The organism is Massilia sp. 9I, from assembly GCF_902506415.1.
Taxonomy (GTDB): domain Bacteria; phylum Pseudomonadota; class Gammaproteobacteria; order Burkholderiales; family Burkholderiaceae_D; genus Telluria.
The window spans coordinates 4,938,516-4,959,488 of record NZ_LR733275.1; the positions used below are offsets into that span (position 1 = coordinate 4,938,516).

At 66.6% G+C, this 20,973-nt stretch carries 14 protein-coding genes; 10 read left to right on the forward strand and 4 right to left on the reverse strand.

The features are described from left to right. Positions 1 to 209 precede the first annotated feature (209 nt). Positions 210 to 905, reverse strand: a complete 696-nt coding sequence (locus GV068_RS22070; protein ID WP_159702997.1) for a DUF1349 domain-containing protein — start codon at positions 903 to 905, stop codon at positions 210 to 212. A gap of 191 nt (positions 906 to 1,096) precedes the next feature. Here GV068_RS22070 and GV068_RS25515 point away from each other — a divergent pair, with 191 nt between their 5' ends. After that, on the forward strand, positions 1,097 to 1,441 hold the full coding sequence (locus GV068_RS25515) for an NTF2 fold immunity protein (RefSeq protein WP_159703000.1): 345 nt from the start codon (positions 1,097 to 1,099) through the stop codon (positions 1,439 to 1,441). Between the two features lie 74 nt (positions 1,442 to 1,515). Here GV068_RS25515 and GV068_RS22080 read toward each other — a convergent pair whose 3' ends face one another. The 3 genes from GV068_RS22080 to cphA (GV068_RS22090) form a co-directional block, all read right to left on the reverse strand. Further along, positions 1,516 to 2,367 carry a MaoC/PaaZ C-terminal domain-containing protein gene (locus GV068_RS22080; RefSeq protein WP_159703003.1) on the reverse strand — a complete coding sequence of 284 codons (852 nt, stop codon included), beginning with the start codon at positions 2,365 to 2,367 and terminating at the stop codon, positions 1,516 to 1,518. Then, complete coding sequence (gene cphA, locus GV068_RS22085; protein ID WP_159703006.1) at positions 2,367 to 4,937, reverse strand: cyanophycin synthetase; 2,571 nt, start codon at positions 4,935 to 4,937, stop codon at positions 2,367 to 2,369. Before cphA (GV068_RS22085) ends, GV068_RS22080 begins: the two co-directional genes overlap by 1 nt. A 70-nt stretch (positions 4,938 to 5,007) precedes the next feature. Continuing rightward, positions 5,008 to 7,182 carry a cyanophycin synthetase gene (cphA, locus tag GV068_RS22090; RefSeq protein ID WP_159703009.1) on the reverse strand — a complete coding sequence of 725 codons (2,175 nt, stop codon included), beginning with the start codon at positions 7,180 to 7,182 and terminating at the stop codon, positions 5,008 to 5,010. A 314-nt stretch (positions 7,183 to 7,496) separates the two neighbouring features. Between cphA (GV068_RS22090) and GV068_RS22095 the strand changes: the two genes are divergently transcribed. The 9 genes from GV068_RS22095 (at position 7,497) to GV068_RS22135 (ending at position 20,951) form a co-directional block, all read left to right on the forward strand. Beyond that, entirely contained in the window at positions 7,497 to 9,776 is a 2,280-nt protein-coding gene (locus GV068_RS22095; protein WP_159703012.1) for an ABC transporter ATP-binding protein, read from the forward strand. After that, the gene (locus tag GV068_RS22100) at positions 9,776 to 10,243 is read left to right on the forward strand and encodes a DUF1854 domain-containing protein (protein ID WP_159703015.1); all 468 of its coding nucleotides are present in this window, start codon (positions 9,776 to 9,778) and stop codon (positions 10,241 to 10,243) included. Before GV068_RS22095 ends, GV068_RS22100 begins: the two co-directional genes overlap by 1 nt. A 61-nt stretch (positions 10,244 to 10,304) precedes the next feature. After that, complete coding sequence (locus GV068_RS22105) at positions 10,305 to 11,369, forward strand: SDR family oxidoreductase (RefSeq protein WP_159703018.1); 1,065 nt, start codon at positions 10,305 to 10,307, stop codon at positions 11,367 to 11,369. Between the two features lie 71 nt (positions 11,370 to 11,440). After that, positions 11,441 to 12,340, forward strand: coding sequence for an alpha/beta fold hydrolase (locus tag GV068_RS22110; RefSeq protein ID WP_159703021.1), 900 nt, complete (start codon positions 11,441 to 11,443; stop codon positions 12,338 to 12,340). Further along, the gene (locus tag GV068_RS22115; RefSeq protein ID WP_159703024.1) at positions 12,327 to 12,821 is read left to right on the forward strand and encodes a MarR family winged helix-turn-helix transcriptional regulator; all 495 of its coding nucleotides are present in this window, start codon (positions 12,327 to 12,329) and stop codon (positions 12,819 to 12,821) included. Before GV068_RS22110 ends, GV068_RS22115 begins: the two co-directional genes overlap by 14 nt. 95 nt (positions 12,822 to 12,916) lie before the next feature. After that, entirely contained in the window at positions 12,917 to 13,453 is a 537-nt protein-coding gene (locus GV068_RS22120) for a pyridoxamine 5'-phosphate oxidase family protein (protein WP_159703027.1), read from the forward strand. A gap of 8 nt (positions 13,454 to 13,461) precedes the next feature. Next, positions 13,462 to 14,709: a glycosyltransferase gene (locus GV068_RS22125; RefSeq protein ID WP_159703030.1), complete on the forward strand. Its 1,248-nt coding sequence runs from the start codon at positions 13,462 to 13,464 to the stop codon at positions 14,707 to 14,709. A 77-nt stretch (positions 14,710 to 14,786) separates the two neighbouring features. Continuing rightward, positions 14,787 to 17,354 carry an excinuclease ABC subunit UvrA gene (locus tag GV068_RS22130; protein ID WP_159703033.1) on the forward strand — a complete coding sequence of 856 codons (2,568 nt, stop codon included), beginning with the start codon at positions 14,787 to 14,789 and terminating at the stop codon, positions 17,352 to 17,354. A gap of 120 nt (positions 17,355 to 17,474) precedes the next feature. Further along, positions 17,475 to 20,951, forward strand: coding sequence for a response regulator (locus tag GV068_RS22135; RefSeq protein ID WP_159703036.1), 3,477 nt, complete (start codon positions 17,475 to 17,477; stop codon positions 20,949 to 20,951). Positions 20,952 to 20,973: the final 22 nt, after the last annotated feature.

A 20,973-nucleotide genomic window follows, 5' to 3' on the forward strand; every position in this document is an offset into this window, starting at 1 on the left:
TTTCGTTGGGAGCGTTCATGTATTTGTGATTCAGTACGGCAAGGCGGGTGCTGAGCCAGGGCTCAACATTTTACCGCGATCGGGTGGCCAAACGCTGTAAGACGGACAATCCCGGCCGCGCCGCGTTGCATTGCTGCTAAGCACTACGCAAATGCTTCTTCAATTGGCGTAGACAGACTTTTTCATACTCTGAGCCCGCTGTATGCAAGCTACTCGCCTTGCCAGTAATTGTCGAAGCCGCGCGCGCGCCAGCGCAGGTCGGAGAAGTGCGCTGTGAACTGCTCGCTTTTCGGTGACTGCACAGAGAAGCCTACCTGAAGCGGCTGATCTGTCGGCAGCGCGAAGGTACGCAGCATGCGCCAGGCGGCACCGTCGGCCGAGAGGTAGAACACGTACACACCGCCTTTGCGCGCGATCTTTAAATGCACTACGTTGCCTTCTATCTGCTGGTGAAGTGCGTCGTCCCCGGTGCCCTTGGTAATGGTCGTCGTGACCGCATTGCTGCCGTCCGGCATGCGCTCGAACAGAACCTTGCCCCACGCCGCTTTGCCTGCATACACCAGCAGCGCCGCTCCATCGAATGCGCCGTGGAAGCCAGCCTGGATTCTGGCCGAGAAAATAAAATCGCCGCACGGCGCGAACAGCACGCGCGGGGTATCGTCGACGATCTTGCTGCCATCGACATTGGCATACAAGTCGGTGCCCTTGGCCGCACTGAGGGTCAGCTCACTACCGTTAATCGTTGCCGCGCCATCCGGTGCCTGAACTGTCAAAGGATAGGGGATCGCCGCGATCGACGTCCTGACATGCACTGCTGCCAAAGTACCTGCGTCGGCCTGTGCAAGCGCGGTCAGCGGCGTCAGGGCCGCCCATATCGAATAGAAAAAAAGACGCGACAGTTTCATCAGCGATGGCCTTGGAGGATGGTTGGAATCGGTTCCAAAGTAAACTTATCTGCCGACTGCGTCAATATTGGCGGTGATGCGAGCTCACATCGTGCTCATCACCATTACGCTTCAAGTAGAGGGGCGGGCACGTAGGATTGCTTGAAGCACACTTAGAGAGTGTGTTCTGATCACTTAAGGGGTGAAGTCAAATGAAGAATTTGCTAATTACGCTTACGTTAGCGGGAATAATCGGAGTAACACCGGTAGCGAGTGCGCAAAACTATAAGCAGTCGGACAAGGAAAACTATCTCCCACCTGAAGGATATGTGCCTAACGCAAAGGTTGCGGAACAAATTGCTTACGCTGTTCTAGTTCCCGTGTACGGTCAGAAGCTAATCGATAGTGAGCGGCCGTTCAAGGTAACACTTATCCGTCGTGGAACGACCTGGAACGTTGAAGGGACGCTACCTAATTTCGCCCCGCAAGGGGGTGCATTTGTGATCGAGATCTCAAAACGTGATGGGCGAATTCTTCGCATGATGCATTACCAATAGAAGTCGCTTGTTAGTCGTGCAGAGTGTCAGCTTTAGCATGACTATTATGAAACGAACTATGCTGCCGCTCGCGTTTAGAGCAACATGCAGTTTCCCGTCACTGCGATCTTGTCGCGGGACTTCACGACAAACTCCTCGCCTTGCATCGCCAATAGCGCGACGCTGCTTCCTAGGGAAACCGGCGCCTGGAAGCGGCAAGTGATGCGGGTGGCACGGGCGTTCCTCTCGCGCTCCAACGCAGCACAGCTTGCCGCCAGCGTGTGCATGCCATGGATGATCGGCGCGCGCATGCCCATCAGGCGGGCGCTCCAGCCATACAGGTGGATGGGATTCCAGTCGCCGGACAGGCGTGCGTAGCGGCGGCCAGCTGCGCTGTCGAGTGTCCAATGTGCGACCTGCGAACCGAAAGGAAGCGAGTCTGGTTCAGAAGGTTTCGCGCCTCCGCTGGTGCCACGCCGGATCAGGTAGGTACTGCTGCAGCTGAAGACCGGTGTCCCATCCGCACTCCCGGTGGTCTCGAGCACGCAGCGCAGCGCGCCGCTGGAGGAGGGCGGGAGCAGGCGCAGCACGGTGCGAATCAGTAGTGGCTGGTCGGGCGTCGCGCGACCATGTTCTTCTAGCGCGTTCTCCATGTGAACCAGCCCGGCGATCTTGAACGGGAACGCAGGCTGCAACATCGTCGCCAGGTGCGCGCGTTGCGCGAGCAGATACCACCACGTCACCGGAATGTGCTCGCCAGCGAACCCGAAGGCCGCACGATAGCGAGCTATATCGTCCAGCGGCAGGCTGTCGAGCCGGTATTCGCTGACGATTTCCGGCAGCGCGGAAGGAAGAGGGCGCCGCGGACGCTTGAACAGCGCCCGCAGCAGGATGGCAGGCCCCATGGCCGGCAGCGCCGGCACATGGGCAAGAGAAGAAGCGGGCATCAGCCCTCGGCCACGCGCTGCTTGATGTGCGCCAGCGCTTCGTCCACCTGGTCGATCAGGATCAGGCACAGGTCACCGGATTCCAGGCGCGACAGGGCGCGGTCGATGGCGACGAATTCGCCATTGATTTCCTCGACGTGACCAGTGCGGGTGGCGCCCGTCAAGCCCTTGCGCAGCAGCGCCACGACTTCGCCGTCGGCGCGGCCGCGCTGGCACTGGTCCTGGTACAGCAGCACATCGTCAAACGCTTTGCCGAGGATTTCGGTCTGTTGGGTGATGTCCTGGTCGCGGCGGTCGCCGGCGCCGCTGATCACCACCGAGCGGCGCTTGCCCGGCATCGCTTCCACGGCATTCACCAGTGCCGCGATCGCGTCCGGATTGTGGCCGTAGTCGGCGATCACGGTGGCGCCGCGGTAGTCGAACACGTTGAAGCGGCCCGGCGCGTTGTCGCTCTCGCCTACGAAGGTCTTGAGACCCACGCGGATCTTGTCCCAGCTGATGCCCACGGCCCATGCCGCGGCCACCGAGGCCATCACGTTCTCGACCTGGAAGCCGACCGCGCCGCCACGCGTGATCGGCACGTCCGTCAGGGGCACGCGCTCTTCGAACCTGCCCTGGGCGGCGACCAGGTGGCCGTCTTCGACGAAGACGACGCGGCGGCCTTGGGCCCGGTGCATCGACATCAAGGGGTTGCCGACGTCGAGCGCGAAGAAGGTGACGTCGCCGCGGGTGACTTCGGCCATCGCGGCCACGGTCGGATCGGCGGCGTTCAGTACGGCCATGCCGCCGTCCGCCACGTTCTGGACGATCACGCGTTTCAGGACTGCGAGGTCTTCCAGCGTGGTGATGTAGTTCAGGCCGAGGTGGTCGCCCGCACCGATGTTGGTCACCACCGCGACCTTGCAGCGATCGAATGCCAGGCCTTCGCGCAGCAGGCCGCCGCGCGCGGTCTCGAATACGGCGGCATCGACGTCCGGGTGCAGCAGCACGTTGCGCGCGCTACGCGGGCCCGAGCAGTCGCCGCTGTCGATGCGGCGGCCTTCGATGTAGACGCCGTCGGTGTTGGTCATGCCGGTGCGCAGGCCCGATGCGGTCAAGAGGTGGGCGATCAGGCGCACGGTGGTGGTCTTGCCGTTGGTGCCGGTCACGGCCACCACCGGGATGCGGCCGTCGTCGCCCGGTGCGAATAGAGTGTCCATGATCGCTTCGCCGATCGGACGCGCCTTGCCGAAGGAGGGCGACAGATGCATGCGCAGGCCCGGTGCGGCGTTGACTTCGACGATGCCGCCGTGCTGGTCCTCGATGGGTTTCAGCACGCTGTCGCACACCAGGTCGACGCCGCAGATGTCCAGGCCGACCATGTGGGCGGCGGCGATGCAGCGTTCGGCCACGTCCGGATGGACGTCGTCGGTGACGTCGGTGGCGGTACCGCCGGTCGACAGGTTGGCGTTATTGCGCAGGACCACGCGCTGGCCCTTGTCCGGCACCGAGTCGGCGTTCAGGCCGCGTGCGGCCAGGGTCGCCAGGGCGATGTCGTCGAAACGGATCTTGGTCAGCGAGGTCGAATGGCCTTCGCCTCGGCGCGGGTCCTTGTTGACTTCTTCCACCAGCGCACGCACGGTGCGCACGCCATCGCCCACCACGAAGGGCGGATCGCGGCGCGCGGCGGCCACCAGCTTGTCGCCGATGACGAGCATGCGGTAGTCGTGGCCCGGCAGGTAGCGCTCGACCAGGATGTCGTCGCGGAATTCGGAGGCCGTATGGAAGCCGGCCACCAGCTGCTCCTTGGTGGTGACGTTGACCGTCACGCCCTTGCCCTGGTTGCCGTCCTTCGGCTTGATCACGACCGGCAGGCCGACTTCGAGGGCAGCGGCCCAGGCGTCTTCCGGATCGCTCACGCTGCGGCCCATCGGCACCGGCACGCCGGCGGCGTCGAGCAGCTTCTTGGTCAGTTCCTTGTCCTGGGCGATGGTTTCGGCGATGGCGCCGGTGGCGTCGATCTCGGCGGCCTGGATGCGGCGCTGGCGGCTGCCCCAGCCGAATTGCACGAGGCTGCCCTCGGTCAGGCGGCGGAACGGGATGTTACGGGCCACGGCGGCCTGCACGATGGAGCCGGTGGACGGGCCGAGGCGCACGTCCTCGTCGACCTCGCGCAGGCGCGTCAGGGCGCCTTCGAGGTCGAAAGCATTGTCGCTGCGCGCCGCTTCGACCAGCTGCTGCGCCAGTTCCAGCGCCAGGCGGCCGACGTCTTCTTCGCTGTATTCGACCACCACCTGGTAGACGCCGCGCTCGATGGTCGCGGTGGTGCGGCTGAAGGTGACCGGGCAGCCGGCTTCGGCCTGCAGGGCCAGTGCCACGCGCTCGAGCACCTGGGCCAGCGACACGGTGTCGTCATGGCCGGCGGGCTGCAGTTCGCCTACCTGCGGAAAGCGCGCGCGCAGGCGCGTCTCGAAGCCGGCCAGCTCGCGGATCGATTCTTCGTCCGGCGAGCAGGAGACGATCGCCTCCACCGAGGTGTGATGGCTCCAGAGGTTGGGGCCACGCAGGGCCCGTACGCGAGATACTTCCATAAACCTTCAGTCCTTTCGGGACGCAGCATCAAGCTGCGCCAGGGCCCGACACGTGCCAGGCCGTTCTTTTTTAATGATGCGTTTTCTTTGGGGTGGCGTCGAACGCGCGCAGGCCGCCGCAGATCAGGTCCGAGGGCACGCCCAGCGCCCAGGCCGCGGCCACCGCTGCCAGCACGCTGTCCGGATGCTTCACCGTCGCCGGCGGGATCTTCGCCAGGTCGAGCAGGGCGGTTTCTTCAACGCCTTCGGCCAGCACGATGCGGTTGTCGCGCACGAACACGATGCGTTCGCCGCTGGCGCGGTGCGCCGCCATGACCGGGTTGTGCTCGTCGAGCGCATAGAAGATCACACGGCCGTCGGACAGCTCGGCCAGCTCCGCCACCTGCTCGTTGGCCGCGTTCAGCACCGCTGCGCCTTCCGGCAGGATCACGTCGACCTGGCTGCGGATCACGTTGCGCAGCGCGTCCTGGTCGTGCACGTGGTATTCGGCCAGGCCATCCAGGCCTTCCATGTCGGTGACGATGCCGACCGTGCAGCGGTCGTAGGGCAGGCCCTCAGCCAGGATGGTGCGCGCGTTCGATTCGAACACGGCGGTTTGAACGGTGCGGTTGATCAGGATGCGCTGGCCGGCTTCGAAGCCGGTCGAGTCGCGGCTGCTCACTTCGCGTGCGTCCAGGTACAGGCCTTCGCCGTTGGCCACGCCGACGTGCTTGCCGGTGATGTGGACCAAGCAGCCCACCAGGCGTGCGATCAGGCTGGTGCCGAGGGTGCCGGTGACGCCCACCACCGGGATGCGGCCGGTTTCCTCTTGCGCGAACAGGTGGTCGACGATGGCCTTGCCGACGTTGCGCGGCTTGCCGCTAGCCGGCTTGATGTGGGCCAGCAGGCCCGGGCTCGAATTGACTTCGATGATCGCGCCGCGCTGTTCTTCCAGCGGGCGGGTGATGTCTTCGCACACCAGGTCGATGCCGGCGATGTCCAGGCCGACGATGCGCGCGGCCAGGGCTGCCGCATGCGCCACTTCCGGGTGAATCAGGTCGGTGACGTCGTCCGCTACATTGCCGTTCAGCTGGATCAGCACCTTCTGGCCCGCCTGCGGCCTTGACTCCGGCGTGAGGCCCTGGCGCTTCAGGTCCAGCATGATTTCGCTGTCGAAGGGATTCACGCGGCCGAGCGGATGCTCTTCGCTCTCGCCGCGGCGCGGATCGATGTTGATCTGGCTGTCGCACAGGGCGATCACGTTCGACTTGCCGTCGCCCGTCACCCACAGCGATTCGCCGCGCGCGGCGGCCACCACCTGGCGGCCGACCACCAGCAGGCGGTGTTCGTTGCCCGGGATGAAGCGCTCGACCAGCACGGCGCTGCTCTCTCCGGCTTCCGCGGCGATGGCGTAGGCGGCCGTGACGTCGGCTTCGTTCATCAGGTTCAGGGTCACGCCGCGGCCGTGGTTGGCGTCGACCGGCTTGACCACCACCGGCAGGCCGATGTCCTGCGCTTCTTCCCAGGCCGCTTCGGCGGAGCGCACCAGGGCGCCTTCCGGCACCGGCACGCCGCAGGAGGCAAGCAGGGTCTTGGTCAGGTCCTTGTCGCTGGCGATACCTTCGCCGATGGCGCTGGTGCGGTCGGTCTCGGCAGTCCAGATGCGGCGCTGTGCGGCGCCGTGGCCGAGTTGCACCAGGTTGCCCTCGGTGAGGCGGATCGAGGGGATGCGGCGCTCGGTGGCGGCATCGACGATGTGCGCTGTCGACGGACCCAGGCACCAGCGGTCGACCAGGTCGGTCAGCTCCTGCACCGTGGCGGCCATGTCGAAGGGGGTATCGTTGATGGCGGCCATCATCAGTGCATGGCCGGCGTCGAGCGCGGCACGGCCGACGACCGGGTCGCGCGTACGGAATGCCATCTTGTACACGCCGCGCTGGCTGGTGGAGCGGGTCTTGCCGAAGCCGGTCTTCATGCCGGCCATGTTCTGCAACTCGAGCACGACGTGTTCGAGGATGTGGCCGGCCCAGGTGCCGTCGCGCAGGCGCTCCAGGAAACCGCCTTCGTAGCCGACGCCGCAATGGTGGGCGGCCAGGCCCGGCAGCCAGGCGGTCAGGCGCTCGGTAAATCCGGGCAGGGTGTTCGAGGGGAAGTCTTCGAGTTCGCCGATGTCGAGCCAGGCCTCGATCACCGGTCGGTAGGTCCAGATGTTCGGGCCGCGCAGGTGGGTCACGCGGAGGAACTTGATGTCGTTCTTCTTGTTCATGAAAAAATGTCTTTGCCGGCTGCGGGCTTCCTGCACGCCGCCTGCGTTACCTTTGGTTGCCTGCCTGTTGCCACGGTACCGAAAGAAGGTATTCCGCAGCGCACATCATGTATACTTGCCGGCCCGAAGCTTACCGGGTCGAAACCTTTTCTGCCAGTTGCCGTTATTCCTGTCATCCAAAGGATACGCAGAAACGTTATGCCTGTTTGTGGAGCGTTTCACGCAAATGGGCATCCCGGCAGTCCTGTGCCGCGTCAAGCGCCTGATTTACCCCTCCCACCAGAACCAAAAATGCCTGATGTCGGGCGCAATACATGACAACTCAACAACTTGCTATTCCGTCGTCCCTGGCGGTGACCGCCGGCGTTCTGCCCGAACATTGGCAAAATGACGTTGCGAAACAGCTTGCACCAGGGGAAAACGTTTTAACCGGCGTCGAGGTTGACCTCGATGCGAAATTACGTTTCAAGAAGGGCCTGGTGGTCGTGACCGACCGCCGCCTGCTGGCCAAGACCCCGGGAGAGGACGGCTGGCGCGACTGGGGCTACCGTCCCGGATTGACCCTGCGCCACCATGACCATGCCGGCGTCGGCCACCTGGAGCTGGTCGATACCGAAGGTCTGCTGGCCGGCTGGCGCTTCACCCTGGGCCAGAACCTGGGCGCGATCCGGGTGGTCGACCATTTCAACGAGCAGGTCAAGAGCGCAGTCTCCGGTGTGGCGGTGGTGGCCCCGGAGCAGCACAGCTGCCCGAGCTGCAAGGCGCCGCTCGAGGCCGACGATGCTGAATGCGCCGTCTGCGCCAAGGTGCTGCACACCCCACCGTCCACTTGGACCCTGTTCCGCCTGTGGCGCTTCGCCAGGCCGTACAAAGGCCAGCTGCTGGTCGGCTTTCTCCTGATGCTCGGTTCGACCGGGGCGCACATGATTCCGCCCTACCTGACCAAGCCGCTGATGGACAACGTCCTGATCCCGTATCAGAACGGCCAGACCATCGATACCTCGCTCGTCTATTTATATATGGGCGGCCTGTTCGGCGCCGCGCTGCTGGCCTGGGCCCTGGGCTGGGGCAAGACCTACGTGCTGGCGCTGGCGTCCGAGCGCATCAGTGCCGACCTGCGCTCGACCACCTATGAACACCTGCTGCGCCTGTCGCTCGAGTACTTCGGCGGCAAGCGCACCGGCGACCTGATGTCGCGCATCGGCAGCGGCTCGGACCGGATCAGCGTGTTCCTGTCGCTGCACCTGCTCGACTTCCTGTCGGACGTCCTCCTGATCATCATGACGGGTGTGATCCTGTTCAGCATGAACCCCTGGCTGGCCCTGGTCACGCTGGTGCCGCTGCCCTTCATCGCCTGGATGATCCACGTGGTGCGCGACCGCCTGCGCACCGGCTTCGAGAAGATCGACCGGGTCTGGGGCGAGGTCACCAACGTGCTGGCCGATACGATCCCCGGCATCCGCGTGGTGAAGGCCTTTGCCCAGGAAAAGCGCGAAGCGCTGCGCTTCCGCGAAGCGAACAAGCACAACCTGGCCGTCAACGACAAATTGAACAAGGTCTGGTCGCTGTTCTCGCCGACCGTGTCGCTGCTGACGGAGATCGGCTTGCTCGTGATCTGGTGCTTCGGTATCTGGCAAGTGTCGCAAGGCGAGATCACGGTGGGTACCCTGACCGCCTTCATCGCCTACAGCGGCCGCTTCTATGTCAAGCTCGATTCCATGAGCCGCATCGTGTCGGTGACCCAGAAGTCGGCCTCGGCCGCCAAGCGCATCTTCGACATCCTCGACCATGTCTCGAGCGTGCCGGACCCGGTGAACCCGGTGAAGGTCGACAAGGTGGCGGGCAACATCGAGCTGCGCGAAGTCGGTTTCCGTTACGGCAACCGCGCCGTCAACCGCGGCATCTCCCTGAAAATCAAGGCCGGCGAGATGGTCGGCCTGGTCGGTCATTCGGGCTCGGGCAAGAGCACCCTGGTCAACCTGATCTGCCGCTTCTACGATGTGGCCGAAGGCGCGATCCTGCTGGACGGCACCGACATCCGCTCCTTCGCGGTGGCGGACTACCGGCGCCACATCGGCCTGGTGCTGCAGGAGCCTTTCCTGTTCTTCGGCACGATTGCCGAGAACATCGCCTATGGCAAGCCAGGCGCCAGCCGCGAAGAGATCATCGCGGCGGCGCGCGCGGCCCACGCCCACGAGTTTATCCTGCGCCTGCCGCAGGGCTACGACTCGATGGTGGGCGAGCGCGGCCAGGGCCTGTCGGGCGGCGAGCGCCAGCGCATCTCGATCGCGCGCGCACTGCTGATCGACCCGCCGATCCTGATCCTGGACGAAGCGACGTCGTCGGTGGACTCGGAAACCGAAAAAGAGATCCAGAAGGCGCTCGACAACCTGGTGCAGGGCCGCACCACGATCGCCATCGCGCACCGCCTGTCCACCTTGCACCGGGCCGACCGCCTGGTGGTGCTGGACCGCGGCGTGGTGGTGGAGGAGGGCAGCCACGACGCGCTGATGGCGCGCGAGGGCGCCTACCACCGCCTCTACGAAGCGCAGGCGCGCAACGTGGACCAGGATCCGGACGATAAGGAAGACTGATGACGACGACTTTTCAACTCCGCCGCGACAGTTTCGGCAAGCTGGTCTTGACGAGCGCCGAGGGGGAAGAGCACGTCGGTGTGATCCCGGTGCGCGCCTTCCCGATCCAGGCGCCGACGCGCGGCATCTCGCTGGTGCGCGAGGGCGGCAAGGAAGTGGCCTGGATCGACGACCTGGCCGAGGTGCCGGAACAGATCCGGGCGCTGGTGCAGGAAGAGATCGACGGCCGCGAGTTCATCCCCGAAATCCTGCACATCAAGGACGTGTCGAGCTTTGCCACGCCCTGCACCTGGTTCGTGGAGACCGACCGCGGCGACACCGAGTTCGTGCTCAAGGTGGACGAAGACATCCGCCGCGTCGGCGAGGCTTCGCTGCTGGTCTCGGACAGCCACGGCATCAACTTCCTGGTGCGCGACATGTGGCGCATCGACAAGCACAGCCGCAAGATCCTCGACCGCTTTCTGTAAGACGCAGCCTGTTTGCCATCCGTGCTAAGGTCTTCCTCCAGATTTCTGAAGGGAGGCGGCAATGCAACGGACTGCACTGGTGGTGGGCTCAAGCGGTATCGGCGGTAACTACACGGCCCGGGCGCTGGTGGCGGATGGGTGGCAGGTCTACGGGCTGGCGCGCCGCCCCAGCGCCATCGATGGCGTGATCCCGGTCGCGGCCGACCTGCTCGACGAAGCAGGCCTGGCCGCCGCGCTGGCCGATGTGTCGCCGACCCACGTCTTCATCACCACCTGGATGCGCCAGGAGTCCGAGGCGGAGAACATCCGCGTCAACGCGGCCATGGTGCGCAACCTGCTGTCCGCGCTCTCGTCGCGCAAGACGCTGCGCCACGTCGCCCTGGTTACCGGCCTCAAACACTATCTTGGTCCTTTCGAGGCCTATGCCGCCTCCGGCACGCTGCCGGACACGCCGCTGCGCGAAAGCCAGCCGCGTCTGCCGGTCGAGAATTTCTATTACGCCCAGGAAGACGAGGTGTATGCCGCGGCCGCACGCGACCGCTTCACCTGGACGGTGCACCGTCCGCATTCGATCGTTGGCCTCGCGGTGGGCAATGCCATGAACCTCGGCACCACGCTGGCGGTGTACGCCACCATCTGCAAGGAAACCGGGCGCCCCTTCCAGTTCCCCGGCTCGGAAGCGCAGTGGAACGGCCTGTCCGACGTGACCGATGCGCGCATGCTCGCCAAGCAGTTGGTCTGGGCGGCGGATACCGATGCCGCGCGCAACGAAGCCTTCAACATCGTCAACGGCGACCTGTTCCGCTGGAGCTGGCTGTGGGGCCGCATCGCCGACTGGTTCGGTGTCCAGGCCGCGGACTTCAGCGGCACGGTGCAGCCCCTGGAGGCCGCGATGGCGAACGACCACGCCCTGTGGCGCGACATCGCCGCGCGTCACGGCTTGGCGGAGCCCGATCTCGACCGCCTGGCATCGCCCTGGCATACCGATCTCGACCTCGGCCGCCCGATCGAGGTGATGACCGACATGGCGCGCAGCCGCAAGCTGGGCTTCGCGGCCTACCAGGCCACCGACGAGTCCTTCTTCGACCTGTTCGCCCAGCTGCGCGCCGCTCGTCTGATTCCGTAATCCCATACAGGCCTGTTGCAAAGGCTGCATGCTGGTGCTAAAGTCGTTAACACGTTAACGGAACCAGCGTCATGAAGCCAGAACACCTGTCCATCCCCGCCGGCCGGATCCCGGTCGAAGCCACCTGCTGGGCCGTTCCCGGCGCCGTAGCCACCGTCGTGCTGCATCCGGCCACTGCCGTCACCCAGGATTACTACGCGGCGTTTGCCGGCTGGCTGGCGCAGCAGGGCTTCAACGTCGTCACTTATGATTACCGCGGCACCGGCCGCTCGCGCCCGCTCAGCCTGCGCGGCTTCAAGGCGACCATGTCGGCCTGGATCGACAAGGACGTGGCGGTCGTCACGCGCTGGGCCGAGGGGCGCTTCCCGGGCTTGCCGCTGCTGGCAGTGGGGCACAGCGTGGGCGGCCACGCGATCGGCCTGTCGCCCGAGAGCGCACGCCTTCGCGCCGCGGTGCTGGTGGCTTCGCACGCCGGCGCCACCCGCACCGTGCGCGGCTTCCGGGAGCGGCTGCGGGTGCGCTTCATGCTGCGCGTGCTGGCGCCGCTGCTGTGCGCCGTCTGCGGCTACATGCCGGGCAAGCGCTTCGGCCTGGGCGAAGACCTGCCGCGCGGCGTCATGCTGCAGTGGGCGCGCTGGACCGCGCTGCCGCGCTACTTCTTCGACGACCCGGCGATGGACGCGGCGCGGCGCATGGCGCGGGTCGACATCCCGCTGCTGGTGCTCGGCTTCGACGACGATCCCTGGGCCAATCCCCAGGCGGTCGACATGCTGGTATCGCACCTGGTGAACGCGCGCATGGAGCGGCGCGACATCGACCCGCGCGCGCTAGGGGTGCCGGCGGTGGGGCACATGGGTTTCTTCCGGCGCCGCTGCGAAGCGAGCCTGTGGCCGCAAGTGGCCGATTGGCTGGCGGCACAGCTCGAACGCGAACCTTACGACATCGAGGAGGTGGCGTATGCGGCCGGCTGATTTTCCCCCGGACCTGCCGGGCAAGGCCGGCGCAGCGGCTGCGCGCGCCGCGCGCCCGCGTTTCGCCAACCTGCTCAACCACGCCCAGCGCGCCATCCAGCGCTGGATCGAAGGACGTCCCGGCGCCTGGGATGGGGCCAGCGCGGCGCAGGTAGGCCTGTTGTTCCTCCTGAAGTCGCGCAGCGACGCTCCCATCGGCGAAATCGCCGCGGCCCTCGGCGTGGCGCCCGCCGCCGTGACCAACCTGTCCAAGCGCATGCAGGCGGCCGGTCTGGTCGAGCGCGTTGCCGACGCCAGGGATGCGCGCCTGACCCGGCTGCGCCTGAGCATGGCGGGCCTGGCCGCGGCCGAGCAGGCAGGCGTTTACCTGGTCGAGCTCAACAGCCGGCTCAGCGCAGGCTTCTCGCCGGAAGAACTGCAGACTGTCGCGCGCTGGCTGGCGCAGGCCGCGGCCCTGGAACCCGGCCCGCAACGGGATTGACCTGGGCAGCGACGGCCAGCGTACGCGTGCCCACATACCGGCGCTTGCAGCACAAGTAAAGTTCTCCCATCGCCAACGCGCATTCGGGAGACTTCATGGATTCGATCAACCGTAACCAGCCGGAAGCCAACCGGCTCGACCTCAGCGGCCAGGACGCCGTACACCGCATGAAAGACATGGTGGAGGACGCCGACAGCTGCTTCTTCGTGACGGGCGGCGGTCTGGGGCCGAACCGCGGCGTGCGGCCGATGAGCGTGCGCGAGGCGGACGACGCCGGCCAGCTCTGGTTCCTGAGCGCCAGCGACAGCCACAAGAACGCCGAGATTGCCGCCAACCCGGCCGTGAAGCTGTACTTCCAGAAGAGCGCGCATGCGGGCTTCCTCGAAGTCGACGGCTATGCCGAAGTGCTCACCGACCGCGCCCGCATTCACGCGCTGTGGAATTTCATGCTCAAGACCTGGTTCACCGAAGGCGAGGATGACCCGCGCATCACCGTCATCCGCGTCATCCCGCGCCAGGGCTACTACTGGGACAACAAGCACGGCAACGCGGTGGCCGGCGCCAAGGTGGTGGTGGGCGCCGTCATCGGCAAGACGCTCGACGATTCGATCGAAGGCACGCTGAGCTTCTAAGCCCGCCGATGCCTGCGCCGCACTTCGTGGTCGTCACCATCGGCTCGGCCGGCGACCTGTTCCCCTTCATGCGCGTGGCGCTCGCGCTGCGCGAGCGCGGGCACCGGGTCAGCATGCTGGGGCCGATGCAGCACGCGCCTTTCGTCGCGCCGACCGGCCTGGCGTTCCACGGCTTGCCGGCGGACGAGGCGGTGCTCGACCATCCCGACCTGTGGCATCCGACCCGCGGCCTGGCCGTAGTCTGGCGCGCGACCCGGCCCGCGATGGCACAGGTGCCGGAACTGGTCGCCGCGCTACCGCCGGACGAGCGCGTCGTGCTGCTGGTGCATCCACTGGCGCTGCCGGAGGCCGACCTGTGCCGCGCGCACCGGCCGGGCCTGAAAGTGGCGGCGGCCTACCTCGCGCCTTCGAATCTGCCGACCGTGCACGACCCGCTGCTGCTGGGACCCTGGCTAGTCCCGCGCTGGGTGCCGCACGGAGCGCGCCGCTGGCTGTGGCGGCGCCTTGCTCAAGCGCTGATCGACCCGGTGGCCCTGCCCGACGTGAACGCGGCGCGTGCGCAGCACGGCCTGGCGCCGGTGGCAGGCCTCGTCGACTACCTGATGCAGGTGCCGGACCTGTCTATCACCCTGTTTCCCGAGTGGTTCGCGCCGACCCAGCCCGACTGGCCGCAGCCGATGCTACGCACCGGCTTTCCCCTGTACGACCCGGCGCTTGACGCCGAGCTGGCGCCGGAAGTCGCACGCTTCCTGGAGGCGGGCGCGCCGCCGGTCGTGTTCACGCCCGGCACCGGCAACCGCCAGGCGGCCCACTATTTCCGCTGCGCGCTCGATGCCTGCGCGCGGCGCGGCCACCGGGCCATCCTCCTCACGCCGCACCGCGAGCAGTTGCCGGCCCAGCTGCCGACCCCGGTGCTGTGGCAGGATTACGTGCCGCTGCGCCTGCTGCTCCCGCACGTGGCGGCGCTGGTCCACCATGGGGGCATCGGCACCACGGCCGAGGCCTTGCGTGCGGGCACGCCGCAGCTGGTGGTGCCGCTGGCCCACGACCAGTTCGATAACGCGGCGCGGGTGCGCGCGCTGGGTGTCGGCGCCAGCCTGCGCGCGGCGCACATCAGTCCGGGACGGCTCGCGCGGCGCCTGGACCGGATTGTTGGGAGGCAAGCCGTGCTGGAAGCTTGCCGCAGGGTAGCTTCCGCAAGCCGCCCGGCCGATCTGTGGCCGCTATGTGACGCCCTGGCGGCGCTTGCTGCATGAACTGTGGGTAAGCGCACAGTCAATTTCTCCTGCGTAGGCTGAAATGGGCGCTTCGAGTTGACGATGCCGGGGAAGCCATGCGCCACAAGCCAACGCAGCATGAACACAGCAGCGCGCACGCCGGCGAGAGCCGGGCGGGTTACGTCAGGGTGCGCGGCGCCCGCGAACACAACCTCAAGGACGTCGACGTCGACATCCCAAGGGGCAGCCTGGTGGTGTTCACCGGCGTGTCCGGCTCGGGCAAGTCCTCGCTTGCCTTCGGCACCCTGTATGCGGAAGCCCAGCGGCGCTACCTGGAATCGGTCTCGCCTTATGCGCGCCGCCTGTTCCACCAGATGCCGGTGCCCGAGGTCGACGAGATCGACGGCCTGCCGCCCGCGGTCGCCCTGCAGCAGCAGCGCGGCTCGCCCACTGCGCGCTCCTCGGTCGGCAGCGTCAGCACGCTGTCGAATTCCCTGCGCATGCTGTACTCGCGTGCCGGCGACTATCCGGCCGGCCAGGAGCTGCTGTACGCGGAGTCGTTTTCGCCGAACACGCCGGAAGGCGCCTGTCCCGAATGCTCCGGCCTGGGCCGGGTGTATGAGGTGACCGAGAAGTCGCTGGTGCCGGACGATACCCTCACCATCCGCGAACGCGCGGTGGCGGCCTGGCCGCCGGCCTGGCACGGCCAGAACCTGCGCGACATCCTGGTCACCATGGGCTATGACGTCGATACGCCCTGGCGCGACCTGCCCAAGAAGGACCGCGACTGGATCCTGTTCACCGACGAGACGCCCACGGTGCCGGTGTACGCCGGCCTGACGCCGAAGGAAACCAAAGCGGCGCTGCGGCGCAAGGAAACGCCCAGCTACCAGGGCACCTTTACCGGTGCGCGCCGCTACGTGCTGCAGACCTTCGCCAATACCGAAAGCGCCTCGATGAAGAAGCGCGTGGCGCGCTACATGGTCAGTACCGAATGCCCGATGTGCCGCGGCAAGCGCCTGCGCCGGGAAGCGCTGTCGGTGACCTTTGCCGGCATCGACATCATGGAACTGTCGCGCATGCCGCTGGCGCGACTCGCCGATCTCTTGAAACCCTATGCGTCGGGCAAGGCGGCCAATGACAAGTCGCGCGCGAAGGCGCACCCGGAACAGATGATCGTCACCCAGCGCATCGCCCAGGACCTATGCGCGCGCCTCGGCGTGCTGCTCGACCTGGGCCTGGGCTACCTGGCGCTGGAGCGCAGCACGCCGACGCTGTCGCCGGGCGAGCTGCAGCGCCTGCGCCTGGCGACCCAGGTGCGCTCCAACCTGTTCGGCGTGGTCTACGTGCTGGACGAGCCCTCGGCCGGCCTGCACCCGGTCGACACCGAGGCCCTGCTCGATGCGCTCGCGCAGCTCAAAGCTGCGGGCAATTCGCTGTTCGTGGTCGAGCACGCGCTCGACGTGATCCGCGAGGCCGACTGGATCGTGGACGTCGGGCCGGCAGCGGGGGAGAAGGGCGGCCAGGTGCTGTACAGCGGCGAACCGGATGGCCTGAAGCGCGTGAAGGAGTCAGAGACCCGCCGCTACCTGTTCAATGAGGCGCCCTTGGAACAGCGCGCGCTGCGCCAGCCGAGCGGCTGGCTGCGCCTGGAAGGCGTGCGCCGCAATAACCTGGACGGCATCTCGGCGGAGTTCCCGCTCGGCGTATTGAGCGCCGTCACCGGCGTCTCCGGTTCCGGCAAATCGAGCCTGGTCAGCCAGGTGCTGGTGGAGCTGGTCGGCGCCGCCCTCGGCCAGGCCGCGCCGGAGGCCGAGACGCCTGATACCGACGAAGCCGGGCTGGAACAGGAAACCGCGCTGCCGCTGGAAGGGCGCATCGTGGCCGGCATGGACCAGGTGCGGCGCATGGTGCGGGTCGACCAGAAGCCAATCGGCCGCACCCCGCGCTCCAACCTGGCGACCTACACCGGCCTGTTCGACCAGGTACGCAAACTGTTCGCCGCCACGCCGGACGCGAAGAAACGCCGCTACGATGCCGGCCGCTTTTCCTTCAACGTGGCCAAGGGCCGCTGCGAGCACTGCGCGGGCGAGGGCTTCGTCATGGTCGAGCTGCTGTTCCTGCCCAGCGTGTATGCGCCGTGCCCGACCTGCGAAGGCGCGCGCTATAACGCCAAGACCCTCGAGGTGCGCTACCGCGGCAAGAACATCGCCGAGGTGCTGGGCATGACCGTGGGCGAGGCGATCGCCTTCTTCGAGGGTGAAGCGCTGGTGGAGCGCGCCCTGGGCGTGCTGAGCGAGGTGGGTCTGGACTACCTGCGCCTTGGCCAGCCGGCGACCGAACTGTCGGGCGGCGAGGCGCAGCGCATCAAGCTGGCGGCTGAGCTGCAGCGCGCCGGCCGCGGCAACACGCTGTACGTGCTGGACGAGCCGACTACCGGCCTGCATCCGCGCGACGCCGACCGCCTGGTGGTCCAGCTGAACCGCCTGGTCGATGCCGGCAATACGGTGATCGTAGTCGAGCACACCATGCGGGTGGTCGCGGGCTGCGATTGGGTGATCGACGTCGGGCCGGGCGCCGGCGACGAAGGCGGCAAGCTGATCTGCGCCGGGCCGCCGCAAGAAGTCGCGGCCTGCCGCGCCAGCCGCACCGCGCCCCACCTGGCGAAACACCTGCCCAGCTAGATTTGTGAAAATGTATTTTCAATGCGTCAATTGAGATGTTTTTAATGCATTCAATTGTGTGAAGGGAAAACGGGTCAATGCATTACACTTAGGATATTTTTTCCTCACTTTTCGTCACGCATGCCCGGCCCATCCATCGATAATTCACAGTTTCGCCGCATTCTGACCCGCAATGTGGCCCTGCCCCTGGCGCTGAGCGTCGTGACGGCGATCGTCTTCGTCGGCATCATCGCTTACCTGATCAATGTCCTGAACTGGGTCGAGCACTCGGAGCGGGTGATCGGCCAGGCCCAGGAAGTCAGCAAGCTGTCCGCCGAAATGGAGACGGGCATGCGCGGCTACCTGATCGCCGGCGACGAGGCTTTCCTGTCGCCCTACCAGCTGGCGCGCCAGCGCATGCAGGACGGCTTGCGCGACCTCGGCCGCCTGGTGGATGACAACCAGGTCCAGACCGACCGCGTGCGCCGGGTGCAGTCGGCGCAGACCCAGTGGGAAGCATTCGCCAACGAGATGATCAGGGTGCGGCGCGCCGACGGCGACGTGGTCACGCCGGTGCGCTCGGGCCGCGGCAAGAACCTGACGGACGACATCCGCAACACCTTCCAGCTCTTCCTCGACGCCGAGCGCCGCCTGCTGCAGGAGCGCAACGACGCGGCGCGCCGCGTTACCACCTGGTCGGTGGTCAGCTTCCTGGTCCTGAGCCTGCTGGTCGGCATCGGCCTGGCCCTGTTCGGCCGCCGCCAGCTGGTCAGCCTGTCGAATTCCTACCAGGAGACGCTCGAGCACGAGGCCGAACACAATGCCCAGCTGCGCCACCAGGACTGGCTGCGTTCCGGCCAGACCGAACTGGCGGCGCTGAGCTCCGGTATCCACTCGCTGGAACCGCTGGCCGACACCGTACTGGGCCACCTGACGCGCTACCTGGACGGTCTGGTCGCAGCCATGTACGTCAACGGCGAAGACGGCGTCCTGCGCCGCATCGGCGCCTATGGCTTCGCCTACGACAAGGCCGACGACGCCCAGGTCATCATGCCGGGTGATTCGCTGGCCAGCCGCGCCGTTACCGAGAACCGGGTACTGGTGCTGCGTGACCTGCCGCCGGGCTACATCAAGGTGTCTTCGTCGCTGGGCGAGTCGCCCCCGCGCGAACTCTTGATCGCACCTGTGCACAACCACGGCAAGATCAAAGGCGTGATCGAGATCGGCTTCCTGCATCCGGTGACTGCGCGCGACCGCGAGTTCATGGAGCTGATCGCCCCGGCGGTCGGGGCCTCGATGGCGGCCGTGCTGTACCGCCTGCGCCTGCAGCATGCGCTGGAAGAGACCCAGACCCTGAACGAGGAACTGCAGGTGCAGCAGGAAGAACTGCGTACCGCCAACGAGGAGCTGGAAGAGCAGTCGCGCGCGCTGGAAGAGTCGCAGAGCGCGCTGGAGAACCAGCAGTCCGAGCTGCGCGCCACCAACGACCAGCTGGCCGAACAGGCCTTGAACCTCGACATGAAGAACGCGGCCCTCACCGGCGCCCAGGAAGAGCTGCGCCAGCGCGCCCTCGAACTGGAGCGTGCCAGCCGCTACAAGTCCGAGTTCCTGGCCAATATGTCGCACGAGCTGCGCACGCCGCTCAACAGCTCGCTGATCCTGGCCAAGCTGCTGGCCGATAACGCGGCCGGCAACCTGAACGACGAACAGGTGCGCTTCGCCCAGACCATCTACTCGGCCGGCAACGACCTGCTGCACCTGATTAACGACATCCTCGACATCTCGAAGGTCGAGGCAGGCAAGCTCGAACTGGTGCCGGAAGACGTGCCGCTGCGCCGCATGGTCGAGGGCCTGGCGCGCAGCTTCGAGCCGCTGGCGCGCCAGAAATCGCTCGAGTTCAGCATCAGCATCGATCCGAACGTGCCGGCCGCGATCAATACCGACCGCCAGCGCGTGGAGCAGATCCTCAAGAACCTGCTGTCCAACGCCGTGAAGTTCACCGACCGCGGCAGCGTCGCCATGACGGTGGGCGTGACGCCGGAAGGCTGGGTGCAGTTCGGCGTGCGCGACTCCGGCATCGGCATCGCCCCGGACCAGCAGGAAAAGATTTTTGATGCCTTCCACCAGGCCGACGGCACCACCAGCCGCCGCTTCGGCGGCACCGGCCTGGGCCTGTCGATCTCGCGCGACCTCACCAGCCTGCTGGGCGGTACCCTGAACGTGTCGAGCAATCCGGGCGAGGGCAGCCTGTTCACCCTGAGCCTGCCGCGCAGCGGCGCGGTGGCGGCGACCCCGCCGGCCGCACCGGTGCTGTCGGCGGCCAAGCCGCTGCCGGCGGCCACTCCGGCGCTGGCGGCGTCGACTGCGCCTGCGCCGGCCGTGAGCGAGCCGCCGGCCAGCTTCGCCGACGACCGCGACGAGGCGGGCACGGGCAAGCGCACGGTGCTGGTGATCGAGGACGAACCCGAATTCGCACGCATCCTGTTCGACCTGGCGCACGAACTCGACTACCGCTGCCTGGTGGCCCTGACCGCGGGCGAAGGCCTGGCGCTGGCCGCGACCCAGAAGCCGGATGCGGTGCTGCTCGACATCCGCCTGCCGGACAGTTCCGGCCTGTCGGTGCTGCAGCAGCTGAAGGACAACCCGGCCACCCGCCACATCCCGGTGCACATCGTGTCGAGCATCGAGAACGGCGGCGAAGCCCTGCACCTGGGCGCGATCGGCTATGCCCTGAAACCCACCTCGCGCGAGCAGCTGGAAGAAGTGTTCCGCAAGCTGCAGGAGAAATCGAGCCAGAAGATCAAGCGCGTGCTGCTGGTCGAGGACGATGAGCGCCAGCGCGAGAGCGTGGTGAAGCTGATCGCCGATGCCGACGTCGAGATCGCCGCGGTGGGTACCGGAGGCGAAGCACTCGGCCTGCTCAAAGCGCAGATCTTCGACTGCATGATCATCGACCTCAAGCTGCCCGACATGCAGGGCAGGGAGCTGCTCGAGCGCATGTCGATCGAGGAGCTGTGTTCCTTCCCGCCGGTGATCGTGTACACCGGCCGCAACCTGACGCGCGACGAAGAGGCCGAGCTGCTCAAGTATTCGCGCTCGATCATCATCAAGGGCGCGCGCTCGCCCGAGCGCCTGCTGGACGAAGTCACCCTGTTCCTGCATAAGGTCGAGAGCGAGCTCTCGTCCGAGCGCCAGACGATGCTGAAGGCCGTGCGCGGACGCGACCGCGTGTTCGAAGGGCGTACCATCCTGCTGGTGGACGACGACGTGCGCAACGTGTTCGCGCTGACCAGCGCGCTGGAGTCGCGCGGCGCGAAGGTCGAAGTGGGCCGCAACGGCTTCGAAGCGCTCGCCAAGCTGGACGAGGTGCCGGGCATCGACCTGGTGCTGATGGACGTGATGATGCCGGGTATGGACGGCCTGGAAGCGACGCGCCGCATCCGCGCCGACGGGCGCTTCGACCGCCTGCCGATCATCGCGATCACGGCCAAGGCGATGAAGGACGACCAGGAGCAGTGCCTGGCCGCCGGTGCCAACGACTACCTGGCCAAACCGATTGACCTGAGCCGCCTGTACTCGCTGCTGCGTGTGTGGATGCCGGCGCTGGAGCGCATTTGAACCCGCTGGACCCGAACCCGCC